We start from the raw sequence: 24,993 nt of genomic DNA on the forward strand, positions 1-24,993 counted from the left end.
CAGCCGAACATTTTTTGCTCACAACGAAAATCCGGTGATATAATGTGACCGTCGTCACACTATTTAACTTCACCATTTTCTTCAGTAAAGCCCATTGCCAACCAGCGGTAGCAGCCTTCAGGCTGATTTGGCTTCGTGCAAACGGCTGTAGTGAGTAAGGATTTATATCGATGGGTACTTTAACTGCCGGATTTATCATGATGCGCTGGGAACTGCTGAGCGCCTTTTTAATGTTCTGCACCAGCCAGCTTAATATTGTTTGCCGCCAGTCCAGCCGGAATACCATGGCGTTTGTTTGCAGTGGTATCGGCCTCACCGTCACCTGTTTCTTCGTGATGAGCCTGATGGGAATGAGCTATAACGCCGTGGCGATTGCTCAGTTCTGGTCCACGACGAAAGAGGTTTTCTTTGATGTCATGAGCAAAACCCCAACCGATATGTCTTACTACTATTAATCTTATTCTCTGATCGGTATTTACGATTTTAAGAGGGCAGAACGTCATGTTCTGCCCTTTTTATTGCGCCTTTTCTTTCACCCCGCCGCGATTTTGTTGCTTATTTGCGCACCGTTGCCTCATCTAATCCTAAATTTGAAAATTTGCGGGATGCATCGACTGTCTTTTTGTACCTATCTGCCTGATTACCTGTAAATTGCGCACTGTCCCGAAGGATAAAAAGATAATGTGCGGACGCCCTAAACTATTCATTGCTAATAGTTGAACGGTCGTATTAGATTCTCACACTATACTTTTCCCAGAATGATCATTGTTTTGTTTGCTTCAGGCTGCTGAATTTCCACTATTTTGGCACCCCTGCTTATGGCTGAAGGAATTCCGATGAATACGCATCACGTGCTTGGCGCGTTAGTGTTACTGGTAAGCTCTGCCTCGTCACTCGCCGTTGAAACAACGGGTATCCCGCAGGATCAGGTAAAAGAACGCAACGCGTTCATTGCCGACCTGATGAAAAAAATGACCCTTGATGAAAAAATTGGTCAGCTGAATCTGGTCACAGTTGGCCCGGATTATAAAAAAGAAGCCATCATGGCTGATATCCAGGCCGGTAAAGTCGGCGGGGTATTTAATACGGTCACGAAGCCAGACATCCGCCGTATGCAGGATGAAGTCAAAAACAGCCGTCTGAAAATTCCTCCTTTCTATGCCTATGACGTTGTCCACGGACAGCGCACGATTTTCCCGATAAGCCTTGGCCTCGCCGCGAGCTGGGATATGCAGGCCGTCTTCACCAGCGCACATATCGCTGCCGTGGAAACCGCCGCCGATGGCCTGAACATGACCTTCGCGCCGATGGTGGATATCACCCGTGACCCGCGCTGGGGCCGTGTGTCTGAAGGCTTCGGCGAAGACACTTATCTGACCTCACGCCTCGCGCACGAAATGGTCACCGGCTTCCAGGGCAAAGATCCGTCTGCGCCCGACGCCGTAATGGCTAACGTAAAACACTATGCGCTCTACGGCGCGGTCGAAGGTGGCCGCGAGTACAACACCGTCGATATGAGCCTGACCCGCATGTTCAACGATTACATGCCGCCGTACAAAGCCGCAATTGATGCCGGTGCCGGTGGTGTGATGGTTGCGCTCAACAGCGTTAACGGGATCCCGGCGACGTCCAATACCTGGCTGCTGAAAGACATTCTGCGCGACGACTGGCAGTTTAAAGGCCTGACCGTCAGCGATCATGGCGCGATTGGCGGGCTGGTGAAACATGGCGTGGCTGAAGACGATCGTCAGGCCGCCGCAATGGCGCTGAAAGCGGGCGTGGATATGGACATGGCCGACAATATGTACGGTAAGTATCTGAAAGGATTACTCGCCGACGGTCTGGTCAGCCAGCAGGATATCGATCGCGCCGTGCGTGACGTGCTGGCCGCCAAATGGGACATGGGCCTGTTTGTCGATGAGTACCGCCATTTAGGCCCGGCGTCGAGCGACCCGGCCGACACCAATGCCGAAAGCCGTCTGCACCGCAGCGAAGCGCGCGAAGTCGCACGCACGTCTCTGGTTCTGCTGAAAAATAACAACCAGACATTGCCGCTGGCGAAGAAAGGCACCATCGCCGTGGTCGGTGCGCTGGCTGACAGCAAACGTGACGTGATGGGCAGCTGGTCTGCCGCCGGTAAAGCCGATCAGGCCGTGACCGTATTGCAGGGCATGAAAGATGTGCTCGGCGATAAAGGCACCGTTCTCTACGCGCGCGGGGCAAACGTCACCGACGATCAGGCAATGGTCGACTTCCTCAATTCCTACGAAAAACAGGTAATCAACGACCCGAGAAAACCGCAGGACATGATCGACGAAGCGGTGAAAACGGCTGAGAAAGCCGATGTCGTGGTGGCCGTGGTCGGTGAAGCACAGGGCATGGCGCATGAAGCTTCCAGCCGTTCTGAGCTGAACATTCCGCAAAGCCAGCGCGACCTGCTGAAAGCGCTGAAAGCCACCGGAAAACCGCTGGTTATCGTCCTGATGAACGGTCGCCCACTGACCCTGACGTGGGAAAACGAAATCTCTGATGCGATGCTGGAAACCTGGTTCAGCGGTACCGAAGGCGGCCATGCGATCGCCGACGTTTTGTTTGGCGATTATAACCCGTCAGGCAAGCTGCCGATGACCTTCCCGCGCGCTGTCGGCCAAATTCCTTTGTATTACAGCTTCCTGAATACCGGGCGTCCGTTTAATCCGCAGCATCCGGACAAATACACCACCCGCTATTTTGATATCACTAATGGCCCGCTGTTCCCGTTTGGCTATGGCCTGAGCTACACCAGCTTCAGCGTGTCTGACGTGAGTTTGTCTTCCACCACCATGGATGCCAAACACCCGCTGACCGCCAGCGTGACGGTGAAAAACACCGGTAAAGTCAGCGGCGCAACCGTGGTTCAGTTGTATCTTCAGGACGTCGCGGCTTCAATCAGCCGCCCGGTTAAAGAGCTAAGAAATTTTGAAAAGATCACCCTGCAACCGGGTGAAGAGAAAATCGTTACATTTGCGATCAATGAAAAGGATTTACGTTTCTTCAACGACAAGTTGAAATGGGCTTCTGAACCCGGAAAGTTCAACGTATTCGTAGGCTTAGATTCTCAGGATGTGAAACAAACCAGCTTCCTGCTGAAATGATTTTCCGGGCTCATTTTGGAGCCCGGCGTGTAGTCTGAAATTGAGTCTCGCACAGGCGGGTTACCGGTAACGGCACCCGCCTGTTCTGAGCAGTAATTTCTGCCTGGCGACTGGATATCTAACCGACAGTTGCTAACCTTAGATTCAATGTGTTACGCGCCCTCGCCCTTTATCCGTTCGTTACGGAGCGTTGCGAATGTGCTGAACAGAGTAAGCTCCGTCTGTGCTGACTGTTGCCCTGTCGCCACACTGGCGGCGTATAGCGTTCTTTGCGGAGAAACATTTCATGGTCGATTCTCAAGATGCCTCCATTTTGTACCTACATTTCGGCACACCCCGCCCCTACTGGCGGCTGGGTTCCGACAGCAATGCACTGGAGCTATCCGCTGAGAAAGGCATCGTCAACGTCGCGATTTCCCTGACCCAATGGCAGGCAGGAAAAATCAGGCAACTGACCGGGATCACCTCAAGTTTCACACTCGATATCACGCTGTTCGGATCTCCCGTTCGCCTGTATCTGGTGGGCCGCAAAATCGACAGCAAAGCCTGGGCGGGTACGGCATCGGCTTATCAGGATACTGAATCCGTAGCACACGATCTGGAAGTCGGCCTGACGTTCGCCGAGCAGGTGGTGTCTGAGGCCAACTCAGTCATCGTGATTATCGATCAGGAAGGCAAAATCCATCGTTTCAACCGATTAAGTGAAGAATATACCGGCCTGCGCGAAGAAGACGTCATCGGGCGCAGCGCCTATGACCTGTTTATGTCGATGGAAGAAGGGCTGGCGTCACGCCAGAACATCAACGGTTTTTTTCAGCACCAGCAATCCTATGAAGTCGAGCGCTGGATCAACACGGTAAAAGGCCAGCGGCTGTTTCTGTTCCGCAATAAATTTGTCCACAGCGGCAGCGGCAAACAGCAAAAATACCTGATTTGCTCCGGCTCTGACATTACCGATGAACGCAAGGCGCAGGAGCGGTTACGCGTTCTGGCCAACACCGATTTAGTCACCGGTTTCGCTAACCGCAACGCCTTACAGGAATCGCTGGCAAAGGCGCTGAAAGAGCGCGGCGACGACAAAGTCGGCCTGATTTATCTGGATCTGGATAACTTCAAAAAGGTCAACGACGCCTACGGGCACATGTTTGGCGATCACCTGCTGCGCGCGGTTTCAGATGCGATTCAGGATTGCCTGTCGCCCAACGATAAACTTGCGCGCTTAGGCGGCGATGAATTCATTATTCTCAGCACGCACGCCGAGATCGACACGCTCGAAGCACTGAGCCAGCGCGTGTTGCGCCGTCTGGGCTTACCTTTCCGCATCGGGCTGATTGAAGTCTACACCGGCTGTTCCGGCGGCATTGCGATTTGCCCGGAACACGGCACTGACGGCGATACGCTGTTGCAAAACGCCGATACCGCGATGTATGTAGCGAAAGAAAAAGGCAAGAACGCACACTGCGTTTTCTCGCAGGAAATGAACCAGAAAGCCGCGGAATACATGTGGCTGGATACGCATTTACGCAAAGCGCTGGCCGAAAAAGACCAGCTGGTTTTGCACTATCAGCCGAAAGTGTCTTTGTACGGCACGGTGCAAAGCGTTGAAGCGTTGCTGCGCTGGGAATCACCGGAGCGCGGGCTGATCCAGCCGCAAAGCTTTATCCCTTATGCCGAAGAATCTGGTCTGATTACGCCTATCGGAAAATGGGTCATTGAAACAGCGACCCGTCAGGCGACGGAATGGCAAAAAAAAGGCCTGAATCTGCGCGTCGCGGTGAATCTTTCCGGACGCCAGCTCAACAACGGTTCCTTCATTACCACGCTGTCTGATGCGATGAAAAAAGCCGGAATGAAAGGCTGCCTGCTTGATTTCGAGCTGACGGAAAGTTGCCTGGTGGAAGATGAAAGCGCCGCCGTCGTCATGATTAATCAGCTGCATAAACTGGGTGCGCAGGTGCATCTGGATGATTTCGGCACCGGTTATTCCTCGCTGTCGCAACTGGCGCGTATTCCGCTCGACTGCATCAAGCTTGATCAGAGTTTTATTCGTGGAATCAATGACAATCCGGTTTCACAGGCGCTGGTCCGGGCGATTGTCGCAGTGGCAAAAACCCTGCAACTGACGGTGGTCGCGGAAGGTGTGGAAACGGCTGAAGAAGAAAAGCTGGTGGATGAAATCGGTGTGGACAGTAAACAGGGCTTTCTTTACGCCAAGCCAATGCCCGCGATTGAGCTGGAGCACTGGCTTGAGGAAAAAAGAGTTGCTTCACCCAATGTTTTTAAACATAAAGCAAAACAGAAATAGCGCCAGTGACGGGCTGTTTCTGTCTGTTATTAACCGGTTTTACGCAATGATGCGGTGTGCCGGTTTTGCAGCATGACCAGACGCTCCATATAACTCAGATCCTTCTCCTCCAGCGTAAATGCGGCATCCACCCAATCTTCCGTAATATCCATCAGCTCTGAACGGGACAGCTGCAGCACGCGCTGACGCGCCCGGATCATCGCCCTGATCCCGTTGAGTTTTGGCCGCAGGACATCCATGAAAGTACGCGTGGCGTTGAAGCCTTCGCCGGGCTGGAACAAAACATCCACCAGACCGCGGCTTTCGAACCACTCCGCCGTATGTGATTCGCCGGTGGAAATCAGCTCTTCCGCCAGTTTCATCCCGGCTTTGCGCGATACCAGCGAATAACCGCCCATTCCCGGAAACAGGTTGAACGCAATTTCCGGGAACCCCATGCGCGCGGTGTTCTGCGCAAGAACGTAATGATGCGCCAGCGCCGCTTCGAATCCGCCGCCCAGCGCGGTGCCTTCGATCATCGACAAGCTGATTGCGCCGACATCAAAACCCCGCGCCGCCGCATGAACACAATCAACACAAGCGCGGGCATACGAACGTAAGGCCTCGCGTTTGTTATTGATGATGGCTTCAACAAAGAAACTCAGATCACCGCCCACATTGTACATATTGGGCACAAGCGATCCGGTCACCCAAAAATCAAAACGCAGCCCCGATGCCTTCGCGGCGTAGGTCAGCGTCATGATGTCTTCAATAAGCTCCTGATTAAAACAAGGACGTGGATAAGACCTGAGCATCATCCACATGACATTACGGCCCTCTTCATAATAGGCTGCAATCTGGGACAAATGCCCGGCTTCGGTAAACGGGCGGCAGGCTGTATGGTCATTAAGATTCATAGTATATATCCAGGTTAGAAATGAATTTTTAGGGTGAAGCAGCTCCAGCCTAGTCCAGCTCTAACCCGAACTGAATCGATTCGAGATCCTTTTATAAAAATAATCCTAGCCGTAACGATTCAGGAAAAAAATGTTAAAAATAAACAACCTGCACATAATCAATATTGTGTAAAAACAAAGAAATAATTATTTTATCTGCTACGACCTGATGTTTACCGGTCGCCTTAATAACCCGGCTAATTAAAGAGCCACCCTTAATAATATACGTAATAGTTAATTAACTCTGCGCAACAGCCCCACAGTGACGCCTATCACAATCATTGCGCGCTAACTTTCCAATTGCCCCGCCAGACGCTAAATTGAAATTATCTCATCCGACCACTTAAGAGAATTCCATGACTGAACGCGCGTTGCCGTTTTATCCGCACCTGCTGGCGCCCCTGGATTTAGGTTTTACGCAGCTGAAAAACCGCGTGCTCATGGGGTCCATGCACACCGGCCTTGAAGAGCTGGAAGACGGGCCGGAGCGTCTGGCGGCCTTTTATGCCGAACGTGCGGCGGCGGGCGTCGGGCTGATTGTCACCGGCGGGATTTCGCCGAATGCGCAGGGCGTCGTTTATCACGGCGGTTCGGTTCTGGCTGAGCAGGAACACATCACGCATCACCGCGTGGTGACGCAGGCCGTTCACGACGCGGGCGGTAAAATTGCGCTGCAAATCCTGCACGCCGGACGCTACAGCTATCAGCCCCATCCGGTCGCGCCGTCGGCCCTTCAGGCACCGATTAACCGCTTTACACCGCATGCCCTGAGCGAAGAAGAGATTGAATCGACGCTGGAGGATTTCGCCCGCTGCGCCAGTCTGGCGAAAGAATCCGGCTACGACGGCGTGGAAATCATGGGCTCAGAAGGCTATCTGATTAATCAGTTTCTCACCGTCCGCACCAATCAGCGCACCGACCGCTGGGGCGGCAGCGTGGAAAACAGAATGCGTTTTGCCACGGAAGCTGTCCGCCGGGTGCGTCAGATTTGCGGTGAGGAATTCATCATTATTTACCGCTTATCGATGCTGGATCTGGTCGAGGAAGGTTCGGACTGGCAGGAAGTCGAAATACTGGCGCAGCGCATCGAACAGGCCGGGGCCAGCATTATCAATACCGGCATCGGCTGGCACGAGGCGCGCATTCCGACCATCGCCACGATGGTGCCGCGCGGCGCATTCAGCTGGGTGACGCAAAAACTCATGGGCAAAGTCGGTATTCCGCTCATTACTACTAACCGCATTAATGACCCGGACGTCGCGGAGAAAATTCTCGCCGAAGGCTGCGCCGATATGGTCTCAATGGCGCGCCCGTTCCTCGCCGATCCGGCGTTTGTCGAGAAAGCCGCGCAAGGCCGTGCGGACGAAATCAACACCTGCATCGGTTGCAATCAGGCCTGTCTGGATCAGATTTTTGCCGGCGAAGTGACATCCTGCCTGGTGAATCCGCGCGCCTGCCATGAAACACAAATGCCGGTCGTGCGTGCGCAGCATTTCAAACGCCTGGCCGTGGTCGGCTCTGGCCCGGCCGGTCTGGCCTTTGCGACAACTGCCGCCAGCCGCGGGCATCACGTCACGCTGTTTGACGCCAATACCGAAATCGGCGGCCAGTTTAACGTCGCCAAGCAAATCCCCGGCAAAGAAGAGTTTTATCAGACGCTGCGCTACTACTCGCGCCAGCTGACACTGCTGGGCGTCACACTGCGCCTCGGTGAAACCGTGAATGCCAGCCAGCTGGACGGTTATGACGAAGTGATCCTCGCCTGCGGAATTTCGCCGCGCTTGCCGGACATTCCGGGGATCAACCATCCGCGCGTACTGACTTATCTCGACGTCCTGCGCGATAAAAAACCGGTCGGCCAGCGGGTGGCGATTATCGGCGCAGGCGGGATTGGTTTTGATACCGCCGAATACCTTATTCACAGCGGCCCGTCATCGAGCCTGAGCAACAGCGCGTTCAGCCACGAATGGGGTATTGATCAGACACTGACGCAGCGCGGCGGCCTTGCGCCACAAGGCCCGCAGCCGGAACCTGCCGCGCGCGATATTGTTTTGCTGCAACGTAAATCCACCAAAGTCGGCGCGGGACTGGGCAAAACCACCGGCTGGATCCACCGTGCCAGCCTGTTGCAGCGCGGCGTAAAAATGCAAAGTGGCGTCACTTACGAACGCATTGATGACGCGGGTTTGCACCTCATCATGAACGGCGAACCGGTGTGTCTGGAAGTGGATAACATCGTTATCTGCGCCGGACAGGAGCCGCAGCGCGCGCTGTATCAGCCGTTGGTGGATGCCGGAAAAACCGTGCATCTGATTGGCGGCGCGGACGTCGCAGTAGAGCTGGATGCGCGGCGCGCTATCGGTCAGGGAACGAAACTGGCGCTGGAGATCTGAGGGACTATTCAGTCGAAAAAAAAGCCGCGGGAGCGGCTTTTTTAACGGCGAGTCGGATGCGTGAACATCAGCTGACCCGGCAATTTTTACAACTCTGCATGTTGGAGAATGTCGCTGCCATTCTTCCGGTATGATTTTGTCGCTTACCGACCTGACCCACACCAGGGCGCCTGCACGAACCCACATTCCTTTCAGAATGCTTCATATTTTAACAGCCAAGGGCGTATGTTGGCTGCGAACGTCAGTATACATTATAGGCATAACAACACCAACAGGCATTGGCTCCACCGCCCTCGCTCGCCGGGCCTTACAAATCACTCAGCAGGCAAATCGCGCTGTGACATTGAATATCAACCCGCTCAAGCTCTTCCCTCGCATTCAGTAACGTCGTCCCAGTAGAGAGCAAATCATCGACCAGTAAAACAGGCCCTTTCATTATCAAACGCAAATCGCAGACCGGGTTCAGTTTCAATGGCCGAAAATATTCGCGAATATTGTTTTCGACCAGTTTCATCGAAAACAAGGTATTCGGCGGGACTTTATTCAGCTCAGCGAGAACACGGTTAACATCAGATTTATGTCTGGTTTTAGGAACCACGTGGCGCTGACGATACTCAGCAAGAATTTCTGTCGCAGTCCGCTTACAAAACGCATTACTGACCATGTTACCGCACAATTTCCTGGCGATACGGCGTCCAAATTGTTCTGCCAGCGCAGAGGAGGACGGCATTGTGAGTACAGATGCAAAAGGCAAGCCGAGAAGAGTTTTGTCAACGATTGCTGAGAAAGTCGGTTTGAATGCACGCAGTTCAGATTTACTGATCGTAAAACCGTTCAAAGATTTCAGGGCATAGATCAGGGGATTACCATCGCGCCTGAGGTCGCCTTGTTTAGTGCGGGTATAAATACTGAAAATATTCAGGCAGGGATTTCGCCCGACTTTGGACTTCTTGGGATTCAAGTGAACGCCCGTAATCACCCGATGTTCGTGGGCATCGTTAAATTTCACTTCCCTGTTAACCGTAACGTCAATACCCAAAGCCTTCTCCCTGAAAGCTCCCGGCCTTTATTTAAAAATCCTGCAATAAGGCCGGGCAATTATCTATTTTACCAGATCATTAAATCAGTGCTGAGCCGCCGTTTTTACCGCGCGCAGGATCACGAACTTCTGGTTGGTGGCGATGGTTGTGCAGTTGCCGAACAGGCGACGCAGTTTCTGGTAGTAATCCAGATGACGGTTGCCGACGATGCGCAGTTCGCCGCCAGTTTGCAGGCAACGTTTGGCGTCGCAGAACATGCGCCACGCGGTGTCATCGCTGATGACCGTGCCCTGGTGGAATGGCGGGTTACACAGCACGGCGTGCAGCGTTTCACGTTCAACGCCTGCCAGCATGTTGTTCACTTCAAAATGACAGCGGTTCAGATCTTGCGGCAGGTTGTTTTCAACGTTCAGACGGCTCGATTCCACCGCCATGTAAGATTCATCGACAAACAGCATTTCAGCATCCGGGTTCAGCGCCAGCGCGGTCATGCCGATTACGCCGTTGCCGCAGCCCAGATCCGCCATGCGGCCTTCGATGCCTTCCGGCAAATGTTGCATGAAGAAGCGCGCGCCGATATCCAGCCCGCCGCGTGAGAACACGTTCGCATGGTTGGAAATACGGAATTCGCTGTCGTCCAGCGCCCATTCGGAAATCACCGGTTCTGCCGACTGAGCGGGCAGTGTGGCTTCACAATGGATCAGACGCGCTTTTTTCCATGCCAGACTGGTTTTGGTCGGGCCGAGGATTTTCTCGAACAGTTGCAGCGTCGAGGTGTGAATATCGCGGGCTTTCGCACCGGCGATAATCTGCGTATCCGCCGTCACCACTTCGCGCAGCGCCAGCAGTTGTTGTTCCAGCAGCGCCAGCGTTTTTGGCACTTTAATCACGACCAGCCCCGGGTTGATCGGCAACGGCACGAGGCTGCTTTGCGCCGCCACGCTGTCTTCGTCAAAACCGTTATCGCGCAGGTTATGACGCATCGCCAGCTGGCTCATGAACGAGTCATTAATGCTGGTCGGATTGAATTCCTGCAACGCACAGGCCAGCGTGCCGAAAGCATCGTTGAAAATCAGCAGCGGACGGCCGTTGAGCGCGTCGGTGTTCAGGGTTTGCAGCAGATATTCATCGGCCGCTTCCCATGCCTGCAACTGCGTTGCCGCTTCATCCTGCGGATAACGTTCCAGGTTCAGTTGCAGTAACTGTCCACCCACTTCGAGTTCGAATTGGCTCATTGGCCCTCCTCAATATTCAATTTGCGCTGTTTATCCCCTAATTTGGGCTATCAGTAAAATGTTTTTTCAGTTAAAAAGGGGTTTATCTGCCTGATCCCAGCGATCGCTCCAAAAACCACGCTTAACGATCCGGCACCTTTTCCCCGGCAATAAGAGACAAAGCAAACAGTTATGCCTGAATTGACCTATCTGCAAGGCTATCCCGAGCAACTTCAGGCTCAGGTGCGCCAGTTAATCGAACAGGAACGTTTAGGTAACGTGTTGCTGTCGCGCTACCCCGAGCCGCACGAGCTGACCACCGACAAATCGCTCTATCAGTATACGCTCGACCTGAAAAACCAGTTTTTACGCAGTTCATCACCGTTAAGTAAAGTGGCTTATGACAACAAAATCCACGTGATGAAACACGCGCTGGGGCTGCATACCGCCATTTCCCGTATTCAGGGCGGCAAGCTGAAAGCCAAAGCAGAAATCCGCGTCGCCACCGTCTTTAAAAGCGCGCCGGAAGCTTTCCTCAAAATGATCGTGGTTCACGAACTCGCGCACCTGAAAGAAAAAGAACATAACAAAGCGTTCTACAGCCTTTGCTGCCACATGACGCCGGACTATCATCAGTTAGAATTTGATACGCGCATGTACCTGACGCATCTGGAAATATTCGGCAAGTTGTACCAATAATAATTAACGACCAACTATAGGGATCCCTCATGATTCGCTTTGCGGTAATTGGCACCAACTGGATCACCCAGCGTTTTATCGATGCCGCGCACGAGAGCGGTAAAATGAAGCTGACCGCGATTTACTCCCGCACGCTGGAAGGCGCGAAAAAGCTCGGCGAGGATTATCCGGTCGATCATTATTTTGATTCCCTTGAGGAAATGGCCGCGTCCGATCTTATTGATGCGGTGTATATCGCCAGCCCGAATTCCCTGCACTGCCCGCAATCTCTGCTGTTTCTCAGCCATAAAAAACACGTCATTTGCGAGAAACCGCTGGCCTCCAATCTGGCAGAAGCCGAAAGCCTGATTGCCTGCGCGAAAGAAAATAACGTCGTGCTGTTCGAGGCGTTCAAAACAGCCTATCTGCCGAATTTCCTGCACATGAAAGGCGCGCTTAGCCGTATCGGTACGCTGCGTAAAGCCATTCTGAATTACTGTCAGTATTCATCACGTTATCCGCGCTATCTGGCCGGTGAAAACCCGAATACTTTCAACCCGGCGTTTTCTAACGGGTCGATTATGGATATTGGTTATTACTGTCTGGCGAGCGCCATTTCGCTGTTCGGCGAGCCGGAATCCGTGACCGCTACCGCCGTCCTGCTGGAAAGCGGCGTCGACGGTCAGGGCACGGTGATTTTGTCTTATGCGGATGATTTCGAAGTGGTAATTAACCACTCCAAAATCAGCGATTCCCTGCTGCCGAGTGAAATTCAGGGCGAAGAAGGCACGTTGCAGATGGAAAAACTGTCTGAGTGCCAGACGCTTAGCCTGACGCCACGCGGCGGCCAGAAGCTGGATCTGACGCAGCCACAACACATCAATACCATGCTGTATGAAGCGGAAACTTTTGCGATTCTGGTGGATAACCAGTTTGTCGCGCACCCGGGGCTGGAAGTATCGCGCATCACTGCCAAAGTGCTGACGGAAATCCGCCGTCAGACCGGCGTGGTGTTCCCTGCCGACCAGCAGCCTGCTTAATCTCTGCCAGTACGGAAATTTTCGTTAATGGGGATTTTATTAATTGGGAGTAACAGATGACTGCACCCGGCCAGAAACCGTTGTTGATTTTGCAGACCGGCCACGCGCCTGACCCTATCCGTCGCGCGCACGATAATTTCCCGCAGATGTTCATCCGTCAGGGCGATATCGATCCGCGGCAGGTCGTGATTGTGGATTTACAGGCCGGTGAGCGCCCGCTGCCGCCGGAAAATTACTGCGGTGCCATCATCACCGGTTCGCGCAGCATGGTGACGGAACATCTGGCGTGGAGTGAAGAAGCCGCCGACTGGGTGCGTCTGGGCATGTTGCAGGAATTACCGATGTTCGGTGCCTGTTACGGCCATCAGCTGATGGCTTACGCGCTGGGCGGCGAAGTCGATTACCACCCGCAGGGCATTGAAGTCGGCACGCACGAAGTCACGCTGACGCCCGCCGGACATCTCGATCCGCTGGTTTCACAGCTTCCGGCGCAGTTTGCGGCGAACCTGATCCATCTGCAAACCGTCATCACGCCGCCGGCGACGGCCACCGTTTTAGCTAAAACGCTGCACGATCCGCATCAGATCCTGCGCTACGGGCCGAACGCGGTGAGCACGCAATTCCACCCGGAATTCAGTCTGGCGGTGATGAAAACGTATCTGTCATGGCTCGGATCGATTGCCGAAGACGACAGCGTCGACTTTGCCGGTCAGGCTCAGCACCTTAGCGAAACACCGCTCAGCCGCGGGCTGTTACTGGCGTTCGTCAGCGCACTCGGCAAGCGGGTGGCGCTGGCGGGATAATGAACCATAATGTTTCTGAATGTTTGACAGCGGATACATTTTGTATTATTTTCCGGATCGCAAAGGGGAGTAACTTCTTCGTCGGATAATCGTCATTACGGTGTCTGGACCCGCGCTTAAGCGCCGTCTCAGCCACCCGGTTACCGAGGCAACCCACGAATCTAATTGATCGTTTTCTCGAAATCATTCGAGTTGCAGGTAGGCGGCAAGTGTGCGAATCCCGTGAGCTGACATTGGTCAGTGATTCGGGTGAGCAAACGCAGCCAACACCCCTGCAGCTTGAAGGATGATGAGAAAACGGGTTGTAAGTGAGACCTTGCCGGAAGGCGAGGTTGCTTATAGCTCAGAGAGAGCGGCTAACGTCTTCCGACGCTGGCCGTTTTTTTTTGATGTTTTTTCGAGGATAAACCGATGATGAACTCCGTAGGCAACCCGATTCTCTGGGGCTCTTTTGCCGTGGTAGTGATTATTATGCTCGCCTTCGACCTGCTGTTGCAGGGCCGCAAAGGCGCGCAAACCATGACCATGAAAAGCGCCGCAATGTGGTCGCTGGTGTGGATTGGCCTGTCGCTGTTGTTTAACTTCGGCTTCTGGTGGTATCTCAACGGCGAGTTTGGCCGCGAAGTGGCGGACGCCAAAGCGACCATGTTCCTGACCGGCTATCTGCTGGAAAAAGCGCTGGCGGTCGATAACGTCTTCGTCTGGCTGATTCTGTTCAGCTACTTCTCAATACCGGCCAATCTGCAACGCCGCGTGCTGGTTTACGGCGTGCTCGGCGCAATCGTCCTGCGTACCGGTATGATTTTCGCGGGCAGCTGGCTGGTCGGGCAATTTAGCTGGATCCTGTACGTGTTCGGCGCGTTCCTGCTGTTCACCGGTATCAAGATGGCGCTGGCGAAAGATGATGACGGCGAAGTGGGCGAGAAACCGATGATCCGCTGGCTGCGCAGTAAGATGCGTATGACCGACGATTTGCAGGGCGAGAAATTCTTCGTACGCCGCAACGGTATCTTGTTCGCCACTCCGCTGCTGCTGGTGCTGATTATGGTTGAACTCAGCGACGTGATTTTCGCGGTAGACAGTATTCCGGCCATCTTCGCCGTGACCACTGACCCGTTCATCGTGCTGACGTCTAACCTGTTCGCGATCCTCGGCCTGCGTGCAATGTACTTCCTGCTGGCGGGCGTGGCGGAACGTTTCTCCATGCTGAAATACGGTCTGGCGGTGATCCTGATCTTCATTGGTATCAAGATGCTGCTGCTCGACGTGTTCCACATTCCGGTAGGGATTTCGCTCGGTGTGATCGCGTCGATTCTGATTATCACTCTGCTCATCAACACCTGGGTGAACCGTCGTAACGACCGTAAAAACAAAGCGCAGTCGTAAGATTCAGGCGGAATAAAACAAAAGCGCGGCCGCTTCACCGGTCGCGCTTTTTTATAGGATTACTTCTGAACCGGCACCCCGGCCAGTAATTTCTCCAGCGGACAGACTACCGCCAGCACCAGTTCATCCTGCACTTTGGCGGCATCGTCCAGCGCGGCCTGCGCCTGCTGACGTTCCTGCGCACTCAGCGTTTCCCCTTTTTGCAGTTTATCCAGCCAGACCAGCCCTTGCGAAGACAGCGCACCCAGCTGTTCCGCCACCGGCTGCAACGGTCTGAGCACTGAGTTCTGCGCCAGCACCGGTTTTACCTGTTCCGCGCTGCGCTGCCAGTTCTCTAACTGCCCGCGTGCCACGTGCGCTGCCTGTGGATTTTTCGGATCCGCCACCAGCGTTTCGATCTGCCCGGCGAACTCACGTACTGCATTGCTTTCTGCCGGTAATGCATCCGCCAGCCGGTTCAGCGGTTCGGCCTGCGTGTAATGTCCGGCCTGGAATTTGATGTGCTGGCGGGTGTAATACTGCGCCGGTTCGAGCGCGGTTGAGAAACTCAGCAACGGTGCAATGTCCGTGCTGTTGGAAAGCCGTGTCATCAGCCGCGCCGTTTCGGCGTGTTGTTGCAGCCCGACCGACACCACCGACCAGGCGTCGATTTTCGCCAGCCGCTGATACATGTTGCCGGTATCTTTGACGTCCTGCGCCGACCACAGGCGCTCTGCGACCACAAATCCGCGCGGCCAGAGTTTCAGGTCAAGGATTTGCGACGTGATGTTTTCCTGCCACAGCGCCGCTTCGCCACCGAGAATATTTTTCATATTTTCAGCGTCCGGCACCACCGGCGGCAGGCCGTCCGGCACGGTGCTGAGCGGGCCGCCGGTCACCGGATAACGCGCGTTACCGATAATGAAATAACCGCCGAATTTACCGTCTTTCAGGGTCAGCACCGGGCGCGTGTCACCCATCCAGGTATCGACGGCAAAACTGACTTTGCCGTCGTCCTGCCAGACAATATCGCGCACCGCACGGCGGGTTTTTCCGGTGAAATCAATGAATCCGCGCCAGCCGTTTTTGCCTTCAATCAGCGTAAAGCTGCCGTCCACCGGTTTGCCTTTCAGGCGCGGCATGTTGAATTTCCAGCTTTGCGCTTTTTCACCGTCAGCAACGTTCTGATCACCGCCTAGCGGCTGCGGCAGAATTTCATTGCGATAGTGATACGCGGCGCTGTGCGGCTGATCAAGATAGAAGCCGGTCGACAGAATGCCCTGATAGCCTTTCTGCGCGCTGGCTCCGAGAGAATCCGGGCCCTGCCATGACTGGATCACAATATCGTGCGGCAGATCCGGGTGGAAGATTTCGTCCCAGCCGACCATTTTGCGCTGATGCTGGTGCAGGATCGTCTGGAGCCGGGTGTTGAAATACGCCTGCAACGCGTGCGTATCAGCGATGCCTTTTTCTTTCATAAATGCCTGGATCGGTTTGGACGTTTTCCACTGCGTGGCGTCCACTTCGTCACCGCCGATGTGCAGATACGGATCGGGGAAGATCTGCGTCAGTTCGCCGACGATGGCATCCGCAAAGGCATAGACTTTTTCATTGGACGGATCGAGTGTCGGTTCATGCACGCCCCAGGATCGTTCCATTTTGTACGGCCCCGGCGCGCTGAGCAGTTCCGGATACGCCACCGCAATCGCCGACGCGTGACCCGGCATGTCGATTTCCGGCACCACGCGGATCCCAAGCTGCGTGGCGTAAGCCACCACGTCTTTCATCTGCGCGACGGTATAAAACTGCCCGTCGCTGGCCAGTTCCTGCAATTTTGGATACTTCTGCGATTCGAAGCGCCAGCCCTGATCGTCACTCAGATGCCAGTGCAGGACGTTAAATTTTGCCGCCGCCATGCCGTCGAGCTGGCGTTTGATATCCGCGACCGGCAGGAAATGACGGGCGGAATCGAGCAGAACACCACGCCAGGCAAAGCGCGGCTGATCGCGAACGGTGACCAGCGGAATAAACGTATTTTCACCGTCGTTCTGCACCAGCTGTAGCAGCGTTTCCATGCCGCGCATCGCGCCGAAACGGGTATTGGCGGTGAGCGTCGCACCCTGCGGCGTCACGGTTAACTGGTAACTTTCGTCGCTGTCCGGCATGGGCTGCGCGGCAACTTTCTGTTTGATCTCAATGTTGATTGCGGGATGTTCGCCCGCGCTGCCGGTATTTTGCGGCAACAGATACCAGCCGGTTTGTTGCGCCAGACGCTCGCGCCAGTGGTTCACTTCCGGCATCAGTGCGTCGCCTTTAACCTGAATTTGCAGCGCATCGTTAAGCACAAATTTGCCCGCAGGCGAGGTTATTTCTACCTGCTGCGGCCACGGCATCAGCGGCAGATCCCCTGCCGGAACGGCGAAAGCGGAGGCGGTCAGGAATAATGAAGTCGCAAGAAGGGTACGGCGAAAAGGCAATAACATCGGTGAAATTCCTCAAAGATAAAAGCTGGCCCTCATAGCCCGCTGAAACGTAAAGGAATAACTATAGACGACGGATAAAAAAAAGACGGTGACTGCGTTAACAATCACCGTCTTCCGGTTACCGCTCAGGTTTTACTGCCAGCCGTAACGGCGTACAAACCAGCCTTTGACGCACTGCGTCAGCACCATGTAACCGGCCAGGATCGCGATGAGCCATGGGAAGTAGCTCAGCGGCAGCGCCTGCAATTGCAGGAATCCGGCAACCGGCGAGTAGATCAGCGCGATACCGGTAATCACCACCATCAGCGTCATGATGCACAGCGGCCAGGACGCGCGGCTCTGGATGAACGGCACCTTGCGCGTGCGGATCATGTGGACGATCAGCGTCTGCGACAGCAGCCCTTCAATGAACCAGCCGGACTGGAACAGCGTCTGCGCTTCAACGGTATTGGCTTTAAAGACCCACCACATCAGGCTGAACGTCAGAATGTCGAATACGGAGCTGATCGGCCCGAAGAACACCATAAAGCGGCCGATATCCCCGGCGTTCCAGCGCTGCGGTTTCGCCAGCTGTTCTTCATCGACGTTATCAAACGGGATCGCCACCTGAGACACATCGTAAATCAGGTTCTGAATTAACAGGTGCAACGGCAACATCGGCAGGAACGGCAGGAAGGCGCTGGCAACCAGCACGCTGAAGACATTACCGAAGTTAGAACTGGCGGTCATTTTGATGTATTTCAGCATGTTGGCGAACGTTCTGCGCCCTTCCGTCACGCCCTGCTCCAGCACCATCAGGCTTTTTTCCAGCAGGATAATATCGGCGGCCTCTTTGGCGATATCCACCGCAGAATCCACGGAAATACCGATATCTGCCGCACGCAGCGCCGGTGCGTCGTTGATGCCGTCGCCCATAAATCCGACCACATGCCCTTCGCCGCGCAGCACGCGCACGATGCGTTCTTTGTGCATCGGCGTGAGTTTGGCAAATACCGTGGTTTCGCGGGCAACGTGTAACAGCTGTACATCGTCGAGTTCGTCTATATCGCTGCCAATCAGTACGTTATCTGCCTTTAAGCCGACGTCTTTGCAGACTTTACGCGCCACCAGCGGGTTGTCGCCGGTGAGAATTTTGACGGTCACGCCTTTGCGTTGCAGGGCTTCCAGCGCCGGTGCGGTGCTCTCTTTTGGCGGATCGAGGAACGCGATATACCCGGCCAGAATCAGGCTGGATTCGTCCGTTACGCCGTAGCCTTGCGTGCGGGAAGGCATGACTTTGTGCGCCACCGCGACTACACGCAGCCCCTGCTGATTGAGGTCGTCGGTGATGCGGCGAATGCGCCCGAGCAGCACATCGGTCAGCGGAACAATCTCACCGTTGAGCTGCACCAGCGTACAAATCGACAGCATTTCTTCCAGCGCACCTTTGCAAATCAGACGGTGATTCTGGTCGTTTTCTGCCACCACCACGGACATCCGGCGGCGGTCGAAATCAAACGGGATTTCATCAACTTTCAGGGAATTATGCGCCTGACTGGCATCACCGGCTTCCAGCACCGCCACGTCGAGCAGGTTTTTCAGGCCGGTCTGGTAATGGCTGTTCAGCCACGCCAGGTGCAGCACGTCATCGCTGGTCACGCCAAGCACGTCGGTGTGGCGTTCGAGGACGATTTTATCCTGCGTCAGCGTGCCGGTTTTGTCGGTACAGAGAATGTCCATCGCGCCGAAGTTCTGGATCGCGTCCAGACGTTTGACGATGACTTTCTGACGCGACAGTTTCACCGCCCCTTTCGCCAGCGTGGACGTCACAATCATCGGCAGCATTTCAGGCGTCAGCCCGACCGCGACGGACAGCGCAAACAGCGCCGCTTCCCACCAGTCGCCTTTGGTGTAGCCGTTGATCACCAGAACGACGGGCGTCATCACCATCATAAAGCGGATCAGCAGCCAGCTGACTTTGCTGATCCCCGCCTGGAATGCGTTCGGCTGGGTATCTTCCTGCACCACGCGCTCGGCAAGCTGGCCAAACCAGGTTTTGTTGCCGGTCGCAATCACCATCGCGATTGCCGTGCCGCTCACCACATTGGTGCCCATGAAGCACAGGGTATTCAGTTCAAGCGGATCGTTAGCAATGGGTTTCTTTTCGCAGGCGTGTTTTTCCACCGGCAGGGATTCACCGGTCAGCGCCGCCTGGCTGATAAACAGATCCTTGGCTGAGAGAATACGCAAATCCGCCGGGATCATATCGCCCGCCGACAGCTTAATCAGATCGCCCGGCACCAGCTGGCTGATGGCGATTTCGACCGTTTCACTGCGGCCGGTTTGCGCGTCGCTGCGCAGCACGGTCGCGGTGTTGCTGACCATCGCTTTCAGCGCATCGGCCGCTTTGTTGGAACGCGCTTCCTGGATGAAGTGCATGAATGTCGAGATAAACACCATCGCGCCGATGACCAGCGCGGCGGTCAGATCGTCGGTGGCGTAAGACACCATGCCGAGGACGGTCAGCAGCAAATTGAACGGGTTGCGGTAGCAGTGCCACAGGTGCAGCCACCACGGCGCAGGCTGCTGATCGCCGGTCTGATTCAGGCCGGAGACTTCGCGGATCGCTTCGGCTTCCTGCTCCGTCAGCCCTTCAGGATGGCTGTCAAATTGCAGGTAAAGCTGGTCTTCTGTCGCACGAGCACAGGCCTGACAATGCGCTGCCATCGCCGCAGGCACCGCCTGTGCGGCGCGGCCTGGAACGGTTTCGAGCATCGGGTCGCGACGAACTAAACGACGCGGAAGGTTGCGGCTGAGCGCATCGAGCAGCCGGGAAGTTATATTTTTGAACATCATTCGCACCTTTGTTGCGCCCACGGCTAAGCCGCCATAAGCATGGCAAAAGGATTTCTAAAAACAGGGCGAACGAAAAAACGTGCACCACTGCTCACCAGATAACGTCACGGCAAGCAGCAGCAAAAGGCGGGTGCTTACCGGATCACAACGGACTTACAGAGTTGGGGTCGGGTTCCATCAGGTTTTCACCTCCGGTAAGGAACAGTTTGGAAATTCATAGCCGTCGGGCAGGAAAATCCGTTAGGGTAATCAGGAATAAGTGGATATACCTTCGATAATTCGCGCAGTATACGCCGGTGAACTGCAACCAAAATTAAACCTGATCAAGTTATTAATCATTCATCAAACAACCATACAAAATAACTATGCAAAATCGCCTGACCATCAATGACATTGCCCGCCTGAGCGGCGTCGGAAAATCCACGGTATCGCGCGTGCTGAATAATGAAGGCAATGTCAGCCCGCAAACCCGTGAGCGCGTTTTGCAGGTGATTGAGCAGGAGCATTTCAGCCCGTCAAAATCGGCACGCGCCATGCGTGGTTTCAGCGACAAAATTGTGGCGATTATCGTTTCGCGTCTGGATTCCCCTTCTGAGAATCAGGCGGTGCGCGCCATGCTGCCGTTGTTTTATCAGCAGGGATACGATCCGATTGTGCTGGAAAGTCAGTTCAGCGCCGAACGCGTGAAAGAGCATTTGCAGGTGCTGAAGCAGCGCAATATCGACGGCGTGGTGTTGTTTGGTTTTACCGGATTGTCCGCGCAAATGCTGACGCCGTGGAAAGATAAGCTGGTGATGCTGGCGCGCGATATGCCGGGTTTATCTTCGGTCTGCTACGACGATGCGGGCGCGGTGCAGCTGCTGATGCAAAAATTGCTGGCGCAGGATATCCGGTCGGTTGGCTTTATCGGCGTTTCACCGCACGACACCACCACCGGCCAACGCCGCAGCGAGGCATACCGGGCTTTTTGTCAGGAACATCACCTCACGCCGCACATTGTGCTGGGCGAACTCACCTACCAGAGTGGTTTTGAGCTGATCCCGCAGTTGCTTGACCGCGATATTCAGGCGGTAATTTGCGCCTCCGACACCATTGCGATTGGCGCGCAGAAATACCTGCAACAGCAGCAAATCCGCGACGTACAGGTTTGCGGTATCGGGAATAACCCGTTGCTGCACTTTCTGTTTCCGCAATCCCTGTCGGTTGAACTCGGCTATGGCGCGGGTGGAGAAGCCGCCGCGAAGCAGCTTCTGGCGCAGCTCGACGGTTCCGCGACGCTGCAACAGTTGATTATTCCCGGCCAGCTCGCCGTCTGATTTTCCCCTCTTTGATTTTCTGAATAACAGAAACTTTGTGATCGTCCCGGCAAAACCGGGAACGTTCCCGGACAAGTTCCCACCGGCTTCGCTATGCTTGAACCGTTCCCTACCTCAACGACAAATTTACGCATACCTATAAAAGGCCACCTCCTATGAGTAAGGTAAAACAACAGGATGTTGATCAGCTGATCGCCCTCGTGGGCGGCAGTGACAATATCGCCATGGTGACTCACTGCATCACGCGTCTTCGCTTTGTCCTCAATGACCCGTCCAAAGCGGATCCGAAGGGCCTCGAAACCCTGCCGATGGTGAAAGGTTGTTTCACCAACGCCGGTCAGTTTCAGGTCGTCATCGGCCCGGAAGTGGACGATTACTACAAAGTGCTGATCGCCAGCACCGGCAAAAGCGAAGCCGGCAAAGAACAGGCGAAAGTGGCCGCACGCCAGAATATGAGCTGGTTTGAACGCAGCATTTCGCATTTCGCTGAAATCTTCTTCCCGCTGTTACCGGCGCTGATCAGCGGCGGTCTGATCCTCGGTTTCCGTAACGTTATCGGCGATATTCCGATGAGCGGCGGACAGACGCTGGCGCAGATGCACCCGCTCTGGCAATCCATTTACGACTTCCTGTGGTTGCTGGGCGAAGCGGTGTTTATGTTCCTGCCGGTGGCCGTGTGCTGGTCAACCGTGAAGAAAATGGGCGGAACGGAAATTCTCGGCATCGTGCTGGGGATCACGCTGGTTTCGCCACAGCTGATGAACTCCTACAACCTTGGCCAGCAAATTCCTGAAGTGTGGAATTTCGGCTGGTTCACCATCGAAAAAGTCGGTTATCAGGCGCAGGTTATTCCTTCCGTTCTCGCCGGTATGGCGCTGGCGATGATTGAAAATGGCCTGAAACGCATCGTGCCGAATTACCTGTATCTGGTGATTGTGCCTGTTACATCGCTGATTATTGCCGTCTTCCTGGCACACACGCTGATCGGGCCGTTTGGCCGCATGATCGGCGACGGCGTGGCCTTTGCGGTGAAATTCGTGATGACCGGCAGCCTCGCGCCCGTCGGTGCCGCGCTGTTTGGTTTCCTGTATGCGCCGCTGGTGATCACCGGAGTGCATCAGACCACGCTCGCCATCGACATGCAGATGGTGCAGAGCACCGGCGGAACGCCAGTCTGGCCGCTGATCGCGCTGTCCAACATTGCGCAGGCCGCGGCCGTTGTCGGCGTCATTATCGTCAGCCGTAAACACAACGAGCGTGAAATTTCCGTGCCTGCCGCCATCTCCGCGTTCCTCGGCGTGACCGAACCGGCGATGTATGGGATCAACCTGAAATACCGCTTCCCGATGCTCTGCGCGATGATCGGCTCAGCTTTCGCCGGGCTTATCTGCGGCCTGTTTGGCGTGACGGCAAACGGCATCGGCGTCGGTGGCCTGCCGGGCATTTTGTCCATCAAACCGCAGTTCTGGAGTATCTACGCGCTGGCGATGCTGGTGGCGATTGTGATCCCAATCATCCTGACCGTTCTGGTTTATCAGCGTAAAGCCCGCCGCGGCGAGCTGGCGGCGGTGTGAAGAAACAGATGTTGAATAAGGAAAATGCGATGAGCAGCGAATTGCCGTGGTGGAAAAACGGCGTGATTTACCAGATTTACCCGAAGAGTTTTCAGGACACCACGGGCAGCGGCACCGGCGATATCAACGGTATCACGCAGCGTCTGGATTACCTGAAAACGCTGGGTGTTGACGCGCTGTGGCTGACGCCGGTGTACCTGTCGCCACAGATTGATAACGGCTATGACGTGGCCGATTACTGTGCGATTGACCCGGCTTACGGCACGCTGGAAGATTTCGAGCGCCTGACCCGCGAGGCGCATCAGCGCGGCATCCGCATCGTCATGGACATGGTGTTTAACCACACGTCGACGCACCACGAATGGTTCCGCCAGTCGCAGGATCCGGCCAGCGTTTTCCGTCCGTTTTACATCTGGCGCGACAGTGCGCCGGAAGGCGGGCCGCCGAATAACTGGCGTTCAAAATTTGGCGGCGGCGCGTGGGCGTGGCACGAAAACAGCGGGCAATATTACCTGCACCTGTTCGCCACCGAGCAGGCGGATCTCAACTGGGAATACCCGCCGGTGCGCGAGGCGCTGAAAAAAGTCTGCCAGTTCTGGGCCGATAAGGGCGTCGATGGTTTGCGTCTGGATGTGATCAATCTGGTGTCCAAACAGCAGGATTTCCCGGCGGACGATACCGGCGATGGCCGCCGTTTTTACACCGACGGCCCGCATATTCACGAATTCCTGCAAGAGTTTAGCCGCGACGTTTTCAAGCCGCTCGGGCTGATGACCGTCGGTGAAATGTCATCGACAAAACTGGAACATTGCCGCCGCTACGCCGCCAACGATGGCAGCGAGTTATCGATGACGTTTAACTTCCATCACCTGAAAGTCGATTATCCGAACGGTGAAAAATGGACGGACGCGCCGCCGGATTTCGTGCAGCTCAAGCAGATTTTCCGCGAATGGCAACAGGGAATGCACGGCCACGCCTGGAACGCGCTGTTCTGGTGTAATCACGATCAGCCGCGCATTGTCTCGCGCTTTGGCGATGAGGGCGCGCTGCGCGAAACGTCCGCGAAAATGCTGGCGATGGTGCTGCACGGTTTGCAGGGTACGCCGTACATTTATCAGGGCGAAGAGATCGGCATGACCAATCCGGGCTTTAAACATCTCGAACAATACCGCGATGTGGAAAGCCTGAACATGTTTGCTGAACTGAAATCCGACGGGCGCAGCAACGAAGAACTGCTGCGGATCCTGGCGCGAAAATCCCGTGATAACAGCCGGACGCCGATGCAATGGAACGACGGCGATCAGGGCGGTTTCACCACCGGTACGCCGTGGATTTCGGTCAGCCATAACGTAAAGGACATCAACACTGAACAGGCGCTGGCAGATAAAAACTCTGTGTTTTATCTTTATCAGCAACTGATTCAGCTGCGCAAAACCGTGCCGGTGCTGACTCACGGGGATTATCAGGATCTGTTGCCGGAACACCCGCAGTTGTGGTGTTACCAGCGCAAGGCAAACGGGCAAACGTTGCAGGTGATGGCGAATCTGAGCGGTGAAAATCAGGCCGCCGGTCTGCCTGATTTCGCAGGCAAAACGCTGCTGAGCAACTATGGCGATGCAACGGTTTCAGGCAGCCTTCGTCCTTACGAATGCCGCTGGCAACTTCTCGAATAATCTGAATTTTCACATCTGTCGGGTCAGTCACATCAGTGGCTGACCCGTTTGTTTTTTATGCATCTCCTTAAAAAACAACACGCAAAAAACAGGCCAGAATTAACATTTGTTCACCTATTCTTCCGACGAAAAAATTCTTTGTTTCAGGTCAATAAAATGACAATTAACGCTCGCGCAGATCCTACATCTAGTGTGTATAGTACAC

Annotated in this window: 16 protein-coding genes; 11 read left to right on the forward strand and 5 right to left on the reverse strand. The window is 54.8% G+C overall.

From position 1 onward, the window contains the following. The first annotated feature begins 170 nt into the window (after positions 1-170). The 3 genes from IV433_RS08610 (at position 171) to pdeR (ending at position 5,439) form a co-directional block, all read left to right on the forward strand. On the forward strand, positions 171-455 hold the full coding sequence (locus IV433_RS08610) for a YjcB family protein (protein ID WP_152325242.1): 285 nt from the start codon (positions 171-173) through the stop codon (positions 453-455). 381 nt (positions 456-836) lie between these two features. Beyond that, on the forward strand, positions 837-3,134 hold the full coding sequence (bglX, locus tag IV433_RS08615) for a beta-glucosidase BglX (RefSeq protein WP_195813634.1): 2,298 nt from the start codon (positions 837-839) through the stop codon (positions 3,132-3,134). Positions 3,135-3,420: 286 nt separating this feature from the next. Then, a complete protein-coding gene (pdeR, locus tag IV433_RS08620) occupies positions 3,421-5,439 on the forward strand; it encodes a cyclic di-GMP phosphodiesterase (protein WP_195813633.1) in 2,019 nt (672 codons plus the stop codon). Positions 5,440-5,468: 29 nt separating this feature from the next. Here pdeR and IV433_RS08625 read toward each other — a convergent pair whose 3' ends face one another. Beyond that, complete coding sequence (locus tag IV433_RS08625) at positions 5,469-6,335, reverse strand: crotonase/enoyl-CoA hydratase family protein (RefSeq protein ID WP_152325245.1); 867 nt, start codon at positions 6,333-6,335, stop codon at positions 5,469-5,471. Positions 6,336-6,730: 395 nt separating this feature from the next. Between IV433_RS08625 and IV433_RS08630 the strand changes: the two genes are divergently transcribed. Continuing rightward, a complete protein-coding gene (locus tag IV433_RS08630) occupies positions 6,731-8,767 on the forward strand; it encodes an NADPH-dependent 2,4-dienoyl-CoA reductase (RefSeq protein ID WP_195813632.1) in 2,037 nt (678 codons plus the stop codon). 307 nt (positions 8,768-9,074) lie between these two features. On the opposite strand, the gene IV433_RS08635 is transcribed toward IV433_RS08630, so the two are convergent. Continuing rightward, positions 9,075-9,806, reverse strand: a complete 732-nt coding sequence (locus IV433_RS08635; RefSeq protein ID WP_195813631.1) for a phosphoribosyltransferase — start codon at positions 9,804-9,806, stop codon at positions 9,075-9,077. An 84-nt stretch (positions 9,807-9,890) separates the two neighbouring features. Further along, on the reverse strand, positions 9,891-11,042 hold the full coding sequence (rlmG, locus tag IV433_RS08640) for a 23S rRNA (guanine(1835)-N(2))-methyltransferase RlmG (protein ID WP_195813630.1): 1,152 nt from the start codon (positions 11,040-11,042) through the stop codon (positions 9,891-9,893). A gap of 171 nt (positions 11,043-11,213) precedes the next feature. On the opposite strand from rlmG, the gene IV433_RS08645 reads away from it, so the two are divergent. From IV433_RS08645 to IV433_RS08660, 4 genes are all read left to right on the forward strand, one after another. After that, positions 11,214-11,720, forward strand: a complete 507-nt coding sequence (locus IV433_RS08645; RefSeq protein WP_195813629.1) for a M48 metallopeptidase family protein — start codon at positions 11,214-11,216, stop codon at positions 11,718-11,720. Positions 11,721-11,749: 29 nt separating this feature from the next. After that, positions 11,750-12,739 carry a Gfo/Idh/MocA family protein gene (locus IV433_RS08650; protein ID WP_195813628.1) on the forward strand — a complete coding sequence of 330 codons (990 nt, stop codon included), beginning with the start codon at positions 11,750-11,752 and terminating at the stop codon, positions 12,737-12,739. 56 nt (positions 12,740-12,795) lie between these two features. After that, the gene (locus IV433_RS08655) at positions 12,796-13,542 is read left to right on the forward strand and encodes a glutamine amidotransferase (RefSeq protein ID WP_195813627.1); all 747 of its coding nucleotides are present in this window, start codon (positions 12,796-12,798) and stop codon (positions 13,540-13,542) included. Between the two features lie 411 nt (positions 13,543-13,953). Further along, positions 13,954-14,928 (forward strand): TerC family protein, encoded by a 975-nt coding sequence (locus tag IV433_RS08660; protein WP_305079894.1) that lies wholly within the window; start codon positions 13,954-13,956, stop codon positions 14,926-14,928. Between the two features lie 59 nt (positions 14,929-14,987). Here the strand turns inward: IV433_RS08660 and IV433_RS08665 are convergent, their stop codons facing one another. Together IV433_RS08665 and mgtA are read right to left on the reverse strand one after the other, a co-directional pair. Further along, positions 14,988-17,390 (reverse strand): beta-N-acetylhexosaminidase, encoded by a 2,403-nt coding sequence (locus tag IV433_RS08665; RefSeq protein WP_195813626.1) that lies wholly within the window; start codon positions 17,388-17,390, stop codon positions 14,988-14,990. Positions 17,391-17,522: 132 nt separating this feature from the next. After that, complete coding sequence (gene mgtA / locus IV433_RS08670) at positions 17,523-20,225, reverse strand: magnesium-translocating P-type ATPase (protein ID WP_195813625.1); 2,703 nt, start codon at positions 20,223-20,225, stop codon at positions 17,523-17,525. A gap of 365 nt (positions 20,226-20,590) precedes the next feature. Here mgtA and treR point away from each other — a divergent pair, with 365 nt between their 5' ends. The 3 genes from treR to treC all read left to right on the forward strand — a co-directional run bounded on the left by treR (position 20,591) and on the right by treC (position 24,788). After that, a complete protein-coding gene (gene treR, locus IV433_RS08675; protein ID WP_195813624.1) occupies positions 20,591-21,541 on the forward strand; it encodes a trehalose operon repressor TreR in 951 nt (316 codons plus the stop codon). Positions 21,542-21,696: 155 nt separating this feature from the next. Then, positions 21,697-23,115 (forward strand): PTS trehalose transporter subunit IIBC, encoded by a 1,419-nt coding sequence (treB, locus tag IV433_RS08680; protein WP_195813623.1) that lies wholly within the window; start codon positions 21,697-21,699, stop codon positions 23,113-23,115. A 29-nt stretch (positions 23,116-23,144) separates the two neighbouring features. After that, a complete protein-coding gene (treC, locus tag IV433_RS08685) occupies positions 23,145-24,788 on the forward strand; it encodes an alpha,alpha-phosphotrehalase (RefSeq protein ID WP_195813622.1) in 1,644 nt (547 codons plus the stop codon). Positions 24,789-24,993: the final 205 nt, after the last annotated feature.

The sequence above is a fragment of the Rahnella laticis genome, from assembly GCF_015644585.1.
Classification (GTDB): Bacteria; Pseudomonadota; Gammaproteobacteria; order Enterobacterales; family Enterobacteriaceae; genus Rahnella; species Rahnella laticis.

Coding starts and splice junctions, on each gene's coding strand:
- IV433_RS08660 (WP_305079894.1), top strand. CDS start 13,954: ATGATGAACTCCGTAGGCAACCCGATTCTCTGGGGCTCTTTTGCCGTG.
- IV433_RS08625 (WP_152325245.1), bottom strand. CDS start 6,335: ATGAATCTTAATGACCATACAGCCTGCCGCCCGTTTACCGAAGCCGGG.
- IV433_RS08650 (WP_195813628.1), top strand. CDS start 11,750: ATGATTCGCTTTGCGGTAATTGGCACCAACTGGATCACCCAGCGTTTT.
- IV433_RS08655 (WP_195813627.1), top strand. CDS start 12,796: ATGACTGCACCCGGCCAGAAACCGTTGTTGATTTTGCAGACCGGCCAC.
- bglX (WP_195813634.1), top strand. CDS start 837: ATGAATACGCATCACGTGCTTGGCGCGTTAGTGTTACTGGTAAGCTCT.
- IV433_RS08630 (WP_195813632.1), top strand. CDS start 6,731: ATGACTGAACGCGCGTTGCCGTTTTATCCGCACCTGCTGGCGCCCCTG.
- rlmG (WP_195813630.1), bottom strand. CDS start 11,042: ATGAGCCAATTCGAACTCGAAGTGGGTGGACAGTTACTGCAACTGAAC.
- treC (WP_195813622.1), top strand. CDS start 23,145: ATGAGCAGCGAATTGCCGTGGTGGAAAAACGGCGTGATTTACCAGATT.
- IV433_RS08610 (WP_152325242.1), top strand. CDS start 171: ATGGGTACTTTAACTGCCGGATTTATCATGATGCGCTGGGAACTGCTG.
- mgtA (WP_195813625.1), bottom strand. CDS start 20,225: ATGATGTTCAAAAATATAACTTCCCGGCTGCTCGATGCGCTCAGCCGC.
- IV433_RS08645 (WP_195813629.1), top strand. CDS start 11,214: ATGCCTGAATTGACCTATCTGCAAGGCTATCCCGAGCAACTTCAGGCT.
- IV433_RS08665 (WP_195813626.1), bottom strand. CDS start 17,390: ATGTTATTGCCTTTTCGCCGTACCCTTCTTGCGACTTCATTATTCCTG.
- pdeR (WP_195813633.1), top strand. CDS start 3,421: ATGGTCGATTCTCAAGATGCCTCCATTTTGTACCTACATTTCGGCACA.
- treB (WP_195813623.1), top strand. CDS start 21,697: ATGAGTAAGGTAAAACAACAGGATGTTGATCAGCTGATCGCCCTCGTG.
- treR (WP_195813624.1), top strand. CDS start 20,591: ATGCAAAATCGCCTGACCATCAATGACATTGCCCGCCTGAGCGGCGTC.